The sequence below is a fragment of the Eubacterium ventriosum genome, assembly GCF_025150745.1.
GTDB classification, from domain to species: domain Bacteria; phylum Bacillota; class Clostridia; order Lachnospirales; family Lachnospiraceae; genus Eubacterium_G; species Eubacterium_G ventriosum.
In genome coordinates this window covers 543,471-557,491 of the sequence record NZ_CP102282.1, presented here as the reverse complement: position 1 = coordinate 557,491, position 14,021 = coordinate 543,471, and the positions used below count along the sequence as shown (strand labels likewise).

Here is a 14,021-nt window from a genome sequence, read left to right as displayed (position 1 = left end):
ATTGGTCGTTTTTTGAACGCAATTGGTTTTCAAAATCATTTTTTCAGAATAACACATAGGGTGAGTACATCATTCTCTAAACGATAACTTATATCGCCGTCGTATTTTCTCGCCGCTGTCAGCATACTCTCTATGCCGATTCCCCTATGCTTTATCATATTATTTTCGATAACAAGCCCCGGTTTACAGGAGTTGCTACACACAATAACCGTTTTATCCGAAACAGTTCGGATGTTGACATTTATCTTACCATGAGCACCACATTCCTTGCAGCCATTGACAGCGTTTTCCAAAATATTTGAGAGTATAGCGACAAAATCCATATCACTAATGTTGGTGCCTTCCTGCGTGTCCGCTTCAATTGAAATACAAATTCCGTCATTTTGCGCTTTGATATAAAAACTGCTAAGTATTGCATTTACCGTCACATGGGAACAAAATTCTTTCGTTCTTGCAGCGTCCAGACTTTCATTGTACTGTTCTATGTAGTGCAGAGCTTCATTGGTTTCTCCCTTTTGGATCATTGTGGCAATATTTTGGTTGTGATGTCGGAAATCATGCCGGACGGTTTTGGCAGACATCTCGTTTTCTTTTGCAGTTTTAAGCCGGTCTTGCAGATGCTTCATGTTTTCTTCAATCAACTCCATTCGACTTTCCTTTATCATATAACGGATCATACCAAAACTAATCAACAATACCGAAAAATAAATCAGAACAGTGGCTGCAAACAAAAGACTATACCATGCCCTGAAGTCATTTTTCATAGTATAAATGAAGCAAAATATAGAAAATACACTTAAAAACTGTACAGAAACCAGCGAAATAGAGTGCCAGATTTTTTTATTTGAACCCGAAACCTCACGTATCGCCGGACGCAAAAAGACGATATATGACCATATTACCGGCAGATACAGCAGGGTTCTTATGATTATTTTCACATATACGGCAGCGATACCGAAGCCGTCTTTAAACCAGACGCTGCTTATCATAGCTGAACTGCAGAAAAAAATGCAGAACATCGACGAATAGCTAAGAAACAAAAACACCTTTTTACAGGCAGGGTCTGCCGACGTCACCATGAAAATAATAAACGACACAAGCATTGTACCTAAAAACGTAAGAGAAGTAGCATAAAAAGAATGAATGTCAAACAATACCCGTGAAGCGAGCATTGCAAAACAGACAAAGACGGTTAAAAATGCGAAATAAATTGAAACTGTTTTTTTTACAGAATATTTCCGTTCGGTCATAATAGCAAAGCAAACAATATGCATCAGGACTGTAAGTGTTAACGCCACAAGCTGTCGTGTCATTTTTCTGTTGCCTCCCTTGTGTAAAAATCAAAATACTGTTTTTTCAGTTCTCCCCTCAGCCGTCGGGGGACGGGTATGCGATCCCCATTTGACATTTCAAGGGTTGTTTCAAGCAGACTTTGGACACAGCGCAGATTGACTATGTACGACGCACCGACCGCCACAAAACCGTTTGCCGTCTGAAATATATTTTTAAACTCCTTAAGAGTCGTGTGCGTTTTCAAACACTTCCTGGATTTCAAATGGATTTCCACACTATGATTTTTTGCCTCCGCATATAAAACATTAAACAAATCTATGCGGTGAATTTCCTTTCCGCACGAAACAGGAATGTATAAACGGTTACGCCTCTTTTCAATCAGCCTGTCAAGTGCATCCGTCAGCCGCTGTTTAGTGTACGGCTTTGTAAGATAATCGCCCGCATGAAGGGCAAACGCTTCCACCGCAAAATCGGGGCTTGTGGTTAGAAAGATAATGTCAGTATCCCCTTCTCTTTTGCTGAGAATCTCCCGTGCAACCTCAGTACCCAAAATACCGGGCATACAAATATCCAACAGTACAATGTCGGGAACACCGCTTTTGCCCATCTCATCCAGCATATCGAATGGATTTAAGAAGCATTTCACGGTTAGCGAAAGTTCCGAATGTGTAAGAGCATATTCGGAAACAATTTGCCCCATATTTTCAAGTTCACTTTTTTGGTCATCGCATATCATAAGGTTCATAATAACATCCTCATTTTTTGGAATGATATTGGCAGTCTGCTTTTACTTAAAACGCACTGCATTTGCACACATATTGTGTGCAAATACAAAAAAACTACTATATAATAGTATGTCATATTTTCCTATAAATTTCAACATGGTTAAATATGTAACAAAGATGTCTCCAAGATATGAAGGAGAAGTTTTTACTGTCTCACATATATGAATACACATACAGGTTTTTGATATAAAAGAAATTTTTACTCGACCAAATCATTCTTTACTCTGTTCCAAAACAATAGTCTTTCCTTCTAATCCCGTCACACTGTCTTTTTTATGTTACAAAAATGCCCGCAACGCCTTTATTTATCGGGCATTGCGAGCAATATGATACTTTATAATAATTAATGTTAAAATGTATAAAGTTCAAGAATTTGTAGGAAGGATTTTAGGTTTTTATCTAATCTTTTTATATTATTTATAATTATTTATTATTTCGATAAAATCAATTCCATTTGAGTAATCTAAATTTTCTATATACTCCTTTACTGACTTTTTGTCATTTTTCTTTTCTAAAAGCAATGCTACTAAGCCTGTACATATTGCTGTGGAAAAAGATGTTCCTTCACACCCTGCATATTCATTATTTCCTATGGCAGAAACTATATTTTCTCCTATAAAATAAACAACCTTCTTATCAACATCACCCTGAGGTGATATTATTTTTCCTTTTTTATTTAGCGAACCTACTGATAATGTTTCTTTATATTTACTTGGATATAAAACATTATTCTCCATATAATTACCTGCAGATGAAACAATTATTATATTATTATCCCACGCTTTCTTTATCACACTTTTCAGTTCCTCGTCGTCTTTCAAACAACCAATACTAATATTAATTATGTCAACTTTATACTCAATTGCTTTTTCTATTCCTTTAATCAAATCACCAACTTCAACAATACCTTCGCTTTGATTTGTAACATCTATTGATACTATTCTCGCATTATGAGCTATTCCATTTACCTGATTATCAGAATGATTTTCTGCTGAAATAATACTTGCAACTGCTGTTCCGTGTTTTACATCTGATTCTTTATTACTCTTTACAACAGATGTTTCAATGTCAATTTTACAATTTAATTCAGGTATGTTTTGATCTATCCCGGAATCAATAACTGCTATTTTTATATTTTTCCCCGAATAACTCAATCTCTCAGCATCCCAATTAATATATTTCAACCAACTTTGACGCCTATGTTCATCATTTTTTTGTACATTAACATTTCTTTTTGCACAACCTAGCATATTTGCAAATAAACATAAAATAATTGCTAATAAAAAGATTTTATTTATTTTTTTCATACAAATAACCTGCCAATGAAATAATTAACACCATTCCCATTAACCCTGAAAAATAAAAGCTTGACGTTTTTTTCATCCTCTCTATTATATCTGTTTCTGAAAATGATGACCTGTAAAAGACTTGATTATCATTATCATCAAAACTAACATCTGTTCCTAGTTGTGGAACTTTTACATCAATCCCCATCGTGTGATTGCCTATAAAATCTTCTTGTTCTTTTTTAGTATCAAAAGAATAATACTCAGTTTGTCCAGTTGTTAAATCCTGAACGTAAACAGAATCTTCGGAGTAATCTAAAACTGTATAGGGTGGCATTTCCTCGAACGTCTTATATAGTCTTTTATATTGTTTATATATGCTTTCATCCTCAAAACTATATATTTTTTTCTCACTACTCTGGTTAAAAGCTTGAATATATTGTGCTTCTCCGATTAAAATTGTACTCAATAATGAAAAAATCAATAAAATCATTAAATATTTTTGAATACTAATTTTCATAACTACAAAATAACAAATCAAATATAAACATATAGATATAACTACTTGAACGATACTCCATCTAAAAGAAATAGTATAATCAACTACTACTGAGCAAATACATATAATCGCGAGAACACAATTAAATAGTATTTCGAAATTTAATTTACTATATTCACCATTAATCTTATCATATACATATTTTCCAATAAGAATATTAAAAATAATAATCAAATAATTTATAATTACATTATCAAATATAGCTGATGTAAATTGATTAGAAATAGGCGTAAATTTGCAATATATAAAAAATATTAATACTATATTTAGAGACCAATATATTGATAATGCTCTCTTTTTCATATAAACCTCCTTTGCTTTGTTCATATAATTTAACATCTAAATATTATCATACTACTATTTATTTGTAAGATTACATTACTATTATACTTTCTTGTGATTGCGAACTACTAAATATACATATTCAGAACCTGAACTATTTGCAACATCATAGTACTTATATTTTCCATGAAATTGTAAATTTTTCACTCTCATAGACACTTTCGTCTCTTTGGTTTTTCCATTCGGACTTTTCACCAGAATTGATGGTTTTATAACATATCTTTCATTTGAATCACAATCTTCCAATTTTTTAGAACATTTCCAATTTGGCTGCAATTCACTATCACCACTAAGATTTTTTATTTTCATACCATTTGGATTATATGTGTATGAATATCCTGCTGAAAGAGATGCAGAAAGTCCTGACTCGCTCGCTCCTAAACCTGCACCAATTGAAGTCGACACAGTTTCATCACTGTCTCCTTTAAGAGTTGTACAGTCAATTATTGAACATTTATTCTGATTGTAAAGTCTCATTTGTCCAGTAAAATCTGTTAATTTATAACCCTTAAGTGCTCCTACCTGCATAGTTCCCAAAAATAAATCATACCTTTTTTTACTCTTTCCTCCAACATTGAATACAGCTAAAGTAATTGTTGAAAATCCCATTTTATTCCAACCACTTCCAGGGCTTTTTCCTTTTTCCAATGCCTTAGTTGAACAAGACAATCCACTTTTTCCATAAAAATACGTTGTTCTAGACTTTTCTGCATATGAACTTCCAATTGAATTTGAAGCTTGTAATACTGCAACATCATCAGCAGAAAGTTGTTCTATGTACTCCTCGTCATCGCTGTTTTCATACAGAGCATTACAATCCTGAGCATTTAGCGTAGCATTATTAATCAATTCTTCATATTCTTTTCCATTTTCAACTTCCTCACCATCTATATCAATAGCCTTAATTGAAATCGGTTCAGAAATAACATCTTCACCATTTTTTTCTATTTTATATCCAATTACACCCTTTGTGTCATCGTCTTCACAAACATCTTCATCAAAAAAATTGTTTATTTCACTATTATCACTTTTTAGAGCTATAATACATACTCCATCGTCTAAAACTTCTTCAATTTCATCTCTATCAAATTTTTCTAATTTTTTCTCTTCTATCAATACTGTTTCTACAGAATTGTCTAGTTTTTTCAAGTCATTATTATTTTCAACATTTTCTATTTTAACATTTACTTCAGTTATTTCTTTATTTTCATACCTTTCTTATTCATTTTTTGTTTTCCTTTCTCTACTGCAATATATTTATGGTTAATCCCCTTACAACTAGTAAAAATTATCCATTTGCGGTATTTTAACATGCATATTTCTTTTAGTCAATAAGTAACATGTGATAAAACTATTTTTAAATTTTTATATATCGAGGCAGAAACCAAAATAATATCTTTATTTTCTACAATATATCCAGTACTGTTAATCTTTGTAATTTTCTTTACTCCTAATTAGTTTATACACAAAAATGAAACGGTTTGAATCGTGCCAACTACATTTACTATTTTTTTATCTCTCTTACAACGCAATACAATCCTACAGCGTCAATTTCTACAAGTAACAATACTGGATATAATTCTTTTTTAACTATCTGTTACTCTTTCCCTTAATTAACCGTCGTATTACTAATACAATGACATACTCACATATTATTAATACGATAAGATTGATTGATGTAATTGATTTTATCCCATTGCCGAATAATATATTTCCTATTAGTATTATCAAAAACATTTCTAACAAATATCTATCTGCTATACCTTTAATAAACAGCATACACCGCTTATTTTTTTTCCATAAATGTTTTATAAATAGAATCAGTAAAAAAAGAACTACCGCAATTAAAGAAATATTTATAGCCTTATTTCCTATCTCATTTTCTGTTAACTTCATTCCATAAATCATATCAATCACATCGATAAATTGGCACGTAACCCACGCGCCAGTATTTACTATCTTTTTCCCAAAATCCACCAAGTCTGTTTTAAATACATCGCTTTTAAACATCTGAATTAAAGTAACGACTATTCCATAAACCAAAGTTAAAATAAATCCTGCCATATATTTTGTTTCAAGAATTCTATTCTTCGTCTCTAAGCTGCTTTCATATCTATTATATGAAAACAGTAACTCTCTTTCCTTTTCCTCAAGTTTCTTTTCAACCTTTTTGTTTACTTCTGTTCTTTGATGTTTTTGCCTGTCTGCAAGTTCCTTTTCCTGAGATACGACTTTCTGCTCTCTGGTTTCTAATTCTTTTAATTTATCATCGGCTTCTTTCCTTGCACTTAACTCGCTTATCTCTAATATCATATTCTGTTTCTTCAACTCTTCGTTTTCTTTCAGAATCAAGTCGCTTTCGCTCAGCTTCCCTATCGTGTCGTTCAAGGATTTTATTGTCTCGCTTTTCTTTTGAAGTTCGCTCTTCATCACTGAGTTCTCTGATGAAAGCTCTGATATCTCCCTGCTGTTCTCTAAGTTTTTGTAAGTCTCTGTTTCCAGATTCTTTTGTAGATTGTCGATCTGATCCTGCATTTCCTCCAGCATTGTTAGAAGTTCGTCTTCTCTCTTTAAGTTTTCTAAATCGTTCATTTCTTCGTTCCTCCTTATCCTTAATTAATTGTTTAAGCTCTGATAATCTGCTATCTGTTTCTTTAATTTCTCTATCTGTGAGTTCTGTTTCTTTAATTGAATTGTTAACTGCTCGTTCAATTTCATTGATTCGTCCAGTTCTTCTTTCAATTTCTGATTCTCGGTTATCAGTGTTTCTATTTCCGTCTGCTGACTTTCCAGTATCTCTATCATCTGTTCCTGTGCGTTCAGTATCTCTAACACTTCTTCTAAATTCTTTAAATCTGTCATATATAGCCCTCGCTTTCTCGGTAATTAATTCTGTTATTTCTCTGACAATTTCTTTCAATTGCTCTCTGATTTGATTTAGTTCTTTTATATTTCGATTAATCTGACAACGGTCTGCTATTTTACCATTTGCTTCCATCTTCCTGGCAGTAACGCCTTCATGAATTGATGGTATAATATCCTTACCCTGTCTTTCATAACTTCTGTGATCTATCTGATTTTCTTTATCTAAATATTTATTACAATGCCTTGTCCAAGACTCTCTCCAAACTTCTGCATTCTTTCTATCATTCCAATCATTAGAGGGAATTGTGACTTTCTCCCAAAGATATTCTGTTCCTTTCCCTTCTCTGATTCTCGCTTTCTGATTTCCATATTCATCAAGTTTTGGTATTCGATATTTTGATGTTGCTTCTTTGTCTTTAGGATTATATGATGGCAATTCTGGATTATAGATTGGTCTGCCTTCTTTATCCCTACTGTTTGCAAAAACAGATTTCTGTTTACTCATCCAATGTTTCTTAGAATCGACTTCTCTAACAGTTAACAAGATGTGGGTATGTGGATTTCCGTCTCCTTTATCATGAAGTGCCCAATCGGCAATCATTCCTTTACTTGTAAAAGATTCATTCAATACAGCTTTAAAATCTGTTCCTAATGATTTAGAAGAAAATGCCTCATTGTTTTCTAAAAACATTCTTCTACTTTTATTAAAGGAGTATGCTGACTTCAATGAGTCTTTTGGAATAGCACTTTCCAAATATACTGATGATGAAAACAATTCTTTTGCTGAAACAATTGGTTTTAGTTCATCCAGTGAATTCAATGAAGTAATGTTTTTAAGAGAGATAACGCATACAATCAATACCTTTAATGAAATAAGCGATATCATCAGATCTTATTCCAAGAATCCTGATGTTGCAAATAACAGATTGGATGCTTTATTAAAACTTCATTCATAATGTAAATAATATTTTTAAGGAGGTGTGTCTCATGAACAAATAAAATAAAATTAAAAACTTGATGAAATGATATTTAAACCTAAAATCCTTTTCCCAAGTTCTTAACTTGGAAGGAATATGAATAATTTTGAATCTTTACAAACAGGAAGTATAAGACAGAAAGGATCACAGTGGTACTACCGCTTTAGAATTAAAGAGCAAGATGGCACTTGGAAAATGCATGAATTTAAAGGTGGAAAAACAAAAGCCGAAACAAAATTTATGCTTAACCAAGCATTAGCGGAATATCGTAAGGATGGTTCTGTATTTTATTCAGGATCACTTACTGTTGGGCAATTAGCAGATATGTGGTATGATGCTGAGATTGCCAACAGCGATTTAACAACAAATGGAAAATACGGATATAAGAATACAATTAATAACATCCATAATAATCCATTTTCTGAAATCAAATTATCAGATTTAACTATTGAGGCTATTCAACAATATGTAGACGGGCTATACTTTGGCTTCTATGATGAAGATGGTAATCAAATCGCTAAGCCCTATGCCAAAGCGACTATGAGAAAATTCTTTCTGGTTCTCAATAACATGTTTAAGTTTGCAGTTTACCCTAAGAAACTTCTTAGAGAAAATTTAATGCAGTATGTTAAAAAGAGAAAATTTACAAAAGAAAACTCTTTATTCGGTGAAAATACAGGCAATAAAATACAGACAATCACTCATGGGGAATACTTACGTATTACTAGTTATTTATCCTCTGTCGAAGATTACTGTTATCTGACTTTACCCATTCAGATTGCTTATCATACCGGAATGCGTGCCGGAGAAGTATGTGGACTTACTTGGAAAGATATAGATTTTGAAAATCAAGTTCTCTATGTTAGACGTTCCATGTACTACGATAAGGATTTGAAAACTTGGGAATTAAAGGTTCCAAAAAACGGTAAGTCACGAACAATTGATTTCGGAGACAGTCTTGCTACTATTCTTATTATGGCGAAACGCAATCAGGAGAAACTTAAAACTCTATATGGAGAACTATATCAAACTCATTTTTATTGCAATAAAGAAGTGCGTGGAAAAACACACTGCCAGATTTATACAAACTATAATCAGGCTTATATCAAGAATACGACCCGCTTCTGTCATGGGATTCATATAGATGAGTTATCAGATAACTCTGCATTGCAGCCTTTACATTTTATTTGCACAAAACAGGATGGAGAATTGACGACCACTCAGACTCTAAAATGGTGTAACAAAGTCGTGCAAAAAAAATCTACCGGATATTAGCCATTTTCATTTTCACTGCTTGAGACATACTTATGCTTCAACTTTAGTATTAAATGGTGCCAACGTTAAAGACGTACAGGCTCTACTTGGACATTCAGATGTAAAAATTACATTAAATACTTACTCTCATGTAACAGAGAAATCAAGAAAGAAAGCAATCAATATATTTGAGAATGCTATTTCAAGTTGATTCTTTGATATGGAATAAATTCAAAAATTATAAAATAGGTTATAAATTAATATAAAATTATAAGATGAAAAATAGCAGTCTTCCCACAACTTGTGGGAAGATTTGTGGTAAGGTTTACATAATTATGCATTTTTTTGTGTTATAAAAATGCCCGCAATTCCTTTGTTTATCGGGCATTGCGGGCAATATAAAACATTATGGTATTTTATAATAAAATGTAAAAAGTTCAAGTGTTTGTGGGAAGGATTTTAGGTTTTATACTTAATTAATACATTTATTTGTAATAATAATTAGTTATCTATTTTTCTCTTTTTATTCCAAATAATAGCTATCTTCTATGCAAAGAATGATGAAATTAGTACTATTACAATTCCTATCCTACAACATTTTATTAATATCATTCATCAATTCTAACTTCTTTTTCTAGAAAATATTAATAATAGAATTAATATTGTATCAATAAAAAACATAATTACTGTATATTGTGTTTTCCAAAAGAAATCATCCATTATAATACTCATAAAATTAAACAAACAAATTAAAATTGATATTATCATTATCAAAAGGATAACGATTTTTTTCTTTTCAACTTTCATTATTTTACTCCTCCTTCAATTTTGGGATTATGTTCAAAATATTTAGCTGATTATTATCTTTTATTTTCCCTTTTAGGCATTTATTTTTAGATGCTGCATCTAATAGTATTTTCTTCATCTCATTTGCTGACTTTATTTCTTCACTCATACTATATATTATTGCACAGGCCTTTGCAACATATTTATTGTTATTTGGCATTACCAATTCAAATTGCTTACCATACAGGTATGAGAGCCGGAGAAGTATGTGGACTAACTTGGGATGATATTGATTTTGAAAATCAGGTTTTATATGTTAGACGTTCGATGTATTATGACAAGGATTTGAAAACTTGGGAGCTGAAAGTTCCTAAAAATGGCAAGCCACGAGCTATAGATTTTGGAGATAGTCTTGCCCATATTTTATCAATTGCAAAACACGAGCAACAACGAAACAAAAAAATCTATGGCGATTTGTATCAGAATCAGTTTTATCATACAACCGAAATAAGAGGTAAATCACATTGTCAGATTTATACGGACTATAACGAATCTTATATTAAGAATTCCACACGTTTTTGTCATGGAATTCATGTGGATGATATTGATTCCAACGTTTCACTATCTCCTTTAACTTTTGTATGTACAAAGCCTGATGGAGAATTACTTACAACTCAAACTCTCAAATGGTGTAACAAAGTAGTTCAGAAGAATTTGCCTGAAATCAGTCACTTTCATTTTCACTGTTTAAGACATACTTACGCTTCTACATTAGTATTAAATGGTGCTAACATTAAAGATGTACAGTCACTACTTGGACATTCAGATATAAAGATTACTCTGAATACTTATTCTCATGTTACTGAAAAATCCAGAAAGAAAGCTGTCAATATATTTGAGAATGCTATTTCTGATAAGATAGGATAGGATAAGATGAGATAAGATTTTTTACAAAATAATTTATGAATAGATATAAGAAAATATAATCGAAAATAACATCCTTCCCACAAGTTGTGGGAAGATTTGTGGGAAAGGTTTACATAACGTCGATTTTTTCGAACCTTTTTCCTTCTAATTTAGTCTAATTTTTATTGATGTTTTTTAATGTTGATGTTGTTGTCACATTAATTTTTTAATAATGATTTTAAAACTTAAATATGTAGATTGGTAGTTATTTTAAGATTGTATTTTTCAGGGGAAAACAAGTTACTTTTATGTTTCAGATAAGTTTCTGGTTTTATAAGTGATTTTGCGGAATGTGCCTTTAAATAAGGCAGTGCACAGCTCGATTGCACTTCGTTTCATCTCGCTGATGCGGCATTCGCCGCATTAAAAAAAGAGAGAATGTTCTTTTCGAAATGTAAACATTTCTCTCTGAACATTCTCTCTTTTTTTATGTGACTCATTGCTTACGCACAAAGAAAAGTACCACCCCAGGCAATTTAATGTCCGAAACGGTACCCGCAAGTGCGCCTCCAGGGGCTCGAACCCTGCACACCCTGATTAAGAGTCAGGTGCTCTACCAAATGAGCTAGAGGCGCTTGTTTTGTTTTTGTCTCTTCGTCAGCGACAAGGGTTATTATAGTACTACTTGTAGAAAAATGCAACCACTTTTTTAATTTTTTTTTAATTTTTTGTAATATTTATTTTTGTATGGTATTTTTCCCCCATTTTATAAGGGTTCCCGACGTTTTTTATTTTATCTTTTTTGCTTTTATTATGACTCTTTTCTTATTATAATACGCTTTTTTCAGTTTTGATTTTTTTATTTTTATTATTTGCATATTTACCCTTGTTTATACTTTGTTTTATAATTATACTATCTTTATGACTTTTATTTTAGGGGGTTCTTATTTATGCAGAAGAAGAATCAGTTTAAAGCAGATAGCAGGTATTTTACTATTTCTATTTATACTATTTTGACTGTACTTGTTATTTGTATTATTGCCAGAGCAGTTTTTTTCTGGGACTCTACTCTCTCAGTTATTAATAATCTGCTTGCTACTATGTCACCTTTTTTGATTGGTATTTTGATTGCCTTTCTTATTAACCCTTTGGTTAGTTGGCTACATCATACCGTTTTCGAAAAGTGGCTTTATGTGAAGAATAATGTTTTGGCTCATTTGCTTGCCATTACTTTTTCTTATGTTTTGGTTATTGTTTTTTTGGTTGTGGGTATTATTTATATTGTTCCCGAAATTATCGATAGCCTGACTCAGTTGCTGGACAAGCTTCCTGAATGGGGAGATGCCCTTATTAGTTATATTAATACTATTGCAGCTAAACATCCTGAACTTCAGTTGGATTATCTGATTAAATCTATTAGTAATGCCGATTCTACCATTCAGGAATTTTTAGGTGGGTTTATTTCAAAATTAACTACTACTATTGTTGTAACCGGTGTTAGTATTATTAAGTTTGTTTTTAATTTCATCGTTGCCATTATCGTTTCTATTTATCTTTTGATTGATAAGAAAATGCAGTCTCGTGGAATTAAACGTACTATTTATGCTATTTTTGACGAAGAACGTGCTGACAAAATTTGCGCTGTTATCAAGCGTTCAATTCATATTTTCAGTAATTTCTTTGACGGAAAGATGATTGACTCTTTGATTATTGGTGCGCTGACTTTTGTAAGTATGATGATTATTAGCCTCTTTGGCGTTCCTGGATTTTCTAACTGTGCTTTGCTGGTTGGAATTGTTGTGGGAATTACTAATATGATTCCTTACTTCGGTCCGTTCCTTGGCGGTATTCCAAGTATTTTGCTTTTGTGCATTTATTCTTTGAACAGCGCTCTTATTTTTGCTATTTTGATTATTATCATTCAACAGCTTGACGGTAACCTTATCGGACCTAAGATTCTAGGCAACTCTACAGGGCTCCGACCTTTGTGGATTATCTTTGCCATTACACTTGGTGGCTGGATTGCCGGCATACCGGGAATGCTTCTTGGTGTTCCATGCGTAGCCGTTATTGCAGGTTTGCTTGAAGATTGGGTTAACGAACGACTGGAAGCTAAGAATATTGACATGCCTATTGTAAAGAATGAAAAAGTTCGTGAGGCAAAGGAAGAAATGAAAGAAAAAGAAGAAAGTAAATAATTATATCTTATAAAGATACCCTGTTTTGGCAGGGTATCTTTCATTTTATCTTGATGCTATCAGCTTATGAATTGGATTTCCCATTGCTGAGAATTTACTTTCATATTCTGTCATTACATTTCCTTTTACCATTTCTTCATCATTGTGAAGATCCCAAGTGAATTTATCTAAGTTCCAGCCTGCTTCCGGCACCTGTTCTAATGAGAACTGGAATAGAAGGTCATTGTCTGTTTTAAATTCTACAATTCCATCTTTCTTTAGTATGCCATCATATCTTTCAAAGAACTGCTTTGATGTAAGTCTTCTCTTGGCATGTCTGTCCTTAGGCCATGGATCGGAGAAGTTTAAGTATATTCTGTCTACTTCGTCTTTTTCAAAAACATCCTGAATGTATTCTGCTTCCATTCTAATGAAACGTAAGTTTTTTATTTCTATGTCTTCACACTTTTCAATAGCTCTGATCAGTACACTTGAATATTTTTCTATTCCTACATAGTTGATATCAGGATTTTCCATTGCAAGCTGTGTTATAAACTTGCCTTTTCCCATTCCGATTTCAATTCTAATAGGGTTGTTGTTTCCAAATTCTTCGTTCCATTTTCCCTTTAATTCCTTTGGTTCGTTTATTGCTAACGGGCTATCTGCAATGGCTTCTCTTGAGCCCGGCACATTTCGTAATCTCATTATTTGCGTCTCCTTTTTTAATGGTAATTTTTTGTTTGTTCTGGCTTTTTTTAAATCATTTAAAATTTTACTTTTTAATGGAGTTT

Annotated in this window: 13 protein-coding genes and 1 tRNA gene; 4 read left to right on the top strand and 10 right to left on the bottom strand. The window is 32.4% G+C overall.

The window, feature by feature from the left end:
* Positions 1 to 35: 35 nt before the first annotated feature.
* The 7 genes from NQ558_RS02450 to NQ558_RS02420 form a co-directional block, all read right to left on the bottom strand.
* On the bottom strand, positions 36 to 1,313 hold the full coding sequence (locus NQ558_RS02450) for a sensor histidine kinase (RefSeq protein WP_005361465.1): 1,278 nt from the start codon (positions 1,311 to 1,313) through the stop codon (positions 36 to 38).
* Positions 1,310 to 2,038, bottom strand: a complete 729-nt coding sequence (locus NQ558_RS02445) for a LytR/AlgR family response regulator transcription factor (RefSeq protein WP_005361467.1) — start codon at positions 2,036 to 2,038, stop codon at positions 1,310 to 1,312. Before NQ558_RS02445 ends, NQ558_RS02450 begins: the two co-directional genes overlap by 4 nt.
* Before the next feature lie 453 nt (positions 2,039 to 2,491).
* Positions 2,492 to 3,385, bottom strand: coding sequence for a S8 family peptidase (locus NQ558_RS02440; protein ID WP_005361470.1), 894 nt, complete (start codon positions 3,383 to 3,385; stop codon positions 2,492 to 2,494).
* The gene (locus NQ558_RS02435) at positions 3,369 to 4,226 is read right to left on the bottom strand and encodes a hypothetical protein (protein WP_040446654.1); all 858 of its coding nucleotides are present in this window, start codon (positions 4,224 to 4,226) and stop codon (positions 3,369 to 3,371) included. Before NQ558_RS02435 ends, NQ558_RS02440 begins: the two co-directional genes overlap by 17 nt.
* Before the next feature lie 81 nt (positions 4,227 to 4,307).
* Complete coding sequence (locus tag NQ558_RS02430; protein WP_156774970.1) at positions 4,308 to 5,414, bottom strand: hypothetical protein; 1,107 nt, start codon at positions 5,412 to 5,414, stop codon at positions 4,308 to 4,310.
* A 441-nt stretch (positions 5,415 to 5,855) separates the two neighbouring features.
* The gene (locus tag NQ558_RS02425; RefSeq protein ID WP_005361481.1) at positions 5,856 to 6,578 is read right to left on the bottom strand and encodes a DUF6040 family protein; all 723 of its coding nucleotides are present in this window, start codon (positions 6,576 to 6,578) and stop codon (positions 5,856 to 5,858) included.
* Positions 6,532 to 8,016, bottom strand: coding sequence for a MobA/MobL family protein (locus NQ558_RS02420; protein ID WP_005361483.1), 1,485 nt, complete (start codon positions 8,014 to 8,016; stop codon positions 6,532 to 6,534). Before NQ558_RS02420 ends, NQ558_RS02425 begins: the two co-directional genes overlap by 47 nt.
* 187 nt (positions 8,017 to 8,203) lie before the next feature.
* Here NQ558_RS02420 and NQ558_RS02415 point away from each other — a divergent pair, with 187 nt between their 5' ends.
* Positions 8,204 to 9,382, top strand: a complete 1,179-nt coding sequence (locus NQ558_RS02415; protein WP_005361485.1) for a tyrosine-type recombinase/integrase — start codon at positions 8,204 to 8,206, stop codon at positions 9,380 to 9,382.
* 19 nt (positions 9,383 to 9,401) lie between these two features.
* Positions 9,402 to 9,572, top strand: coding sequence for a tyrosine-type recombinase/integrase (locus NQ558_RS02410; protein WP_198006739.1), 171 nt, complete (start codon positions 9,402 to 9,404; stop codon positions 9,570 to 9,572).
* Positions 9,573 to 10,172: 600 nt separating this feature from the next.
* Here the strand turns inward: NQ558_RS02410 and NQ558_RS02405 are convergent.
* Positions 10,173 to 10,367, bottom strand: coding sequence for a hypothetical protein (locus tag NQ558_RS02405; protein ID WP_005361489.1), 195 nt, complete (start codon positions 10,365 to 10,367; stop codon positions 10,173 to 10,175).
* On the opposite strand from NQ558_RS02405, the gene NQ558_RS02400 reads away from it, so the two are divergent.
* Positions 10,361 to 11,074, top strand: a complete 714-nt coding sequence (locus tag NQ558_RS02400) for a site-specific integrase (protein WP_198006740.1) — start codon at positions 10,361 to 10,363, stop codon at positions 11,072 to 11,074. The two genes, NQ558_RS02405 and NQ558_RS02400, sit on opposite strands and share 7 nt — an antisense overlap.
* A gap of 541 nt (positions 11,075 to 11,615) precedes the next feature.
* Here the strand turns inward: NQ558_RS02400 and NQ558_RS02395 are convergent.
* Positions 11,616 to 11,688: transfer RNA gene (locus NQ558_RS02395), tRNA-Lys, on the bottom strand.
* Positions 11,689 to 12,003: 315 nt separating this feature from the next.
* Between NQ558_RS02395 and NQ558_RS02390 the strand changes: the two genes are divergently transcribed.
* Positions 12,004 to 13,251, top strand: a complete 1,248-nt coding sequence (locus NQ558_RS02390; protein ID WP_005361494.1) for an AI-2E family transporter — start codon at positions 12,004 to 12,006, stop codon at positions 13,249 to 13,251.
* 45 nt (positions 13,252 to 13,296) lie between these two features.
* On the opposite strand, the gene trmB is transcribed toward NQ558_RS02390, so the two are convergent.
* Positions 13,297 to 13,935: a tRNA (guanosine(46)-N7)-methyltransferase TrmB gene (gene trmB / locus NQ558_RS02385; RefSeq protein WP_005361495.1), complete on the bottom strand. Its 639-nt coding sequence runs from the start codon at positions 13,933 to 13,935 to the stop codon at positions 13,297 to 13,299.
* Positions 13,936 to 14,021 lie beyond the last annotated feature (86 nt).

Bases quoted from the DNA above. Each gene is read 5' to 3' on its own strand.
- NQ558_RS02450 (WP_005361465.1), bottom strand. From the start codon at position 1,313: ATGACACGACAGCTTGTGGCGTTAACACTTACAGTCCTGATGCATATT.
- NQ558_RS02445 (WP_005361467.1), bottom strand. From the start codon at position 2,038: ATGAACCTTATGATATGCGATGACCAAAAAAGTGAACTTGAAAATATG.
- NQ558_RS02440 (WP_005361470.1), bottom strand. From the start codon at position 3,385: ATGAAAAAAATAAATAAAATCTTTTTATTAGCAATTATTTTATGTTTA.
- NQ558_RS02435 (WP_040446654.1), bottom strand. From the start codon at position 4,226: ATGAAAAAGAGAGCATTATCAATATATTGGTCTCTAAATATAGTATTA.
- NQ558_RS02425 (WP_005361481.1), bottom strand. From the start codon at position 6,578: ATGATATTAGAGATAAGCGAGTTAAGTGCAAGGAAAGAAGCCGATGAT.
- NQ558_RS02420 (WP_005361483.1), bottom strand. From the start codon at position 8,016: ATGATATCGCTTATTTCATTAAAGGTATTGATTGTATGCGTTATCTCT.
- NQ558_RS02415 (WP_005361485.1), top strand. From the start codon at position 8,204: ATGAATAATTTTGAATCTTTACAAACAGGAAGTATAAGACAGAAAGGA.
- NQ558_RS02405 (WP_005361489.1), bottom strand. From the start codon at position 10,367: ATGCCAAATAACAATAAATATGTTGCAAAGGCCTGTGCAATAATATAT.
- NQ558_RS02390 (WP_005361494.1), top strand. From the start codon at position 12,004: ATGCAGAAGAAGAATCAGTTTAAAGCAGATAGCAGGTATTTTACTATT.
- trmB (WP_005361495.1), bottom strand. From the start codon at position 13,935: ATGAGATTACGAAATGTGCCGGGCTCAAGAGAAGCCATTGCAGATAGC.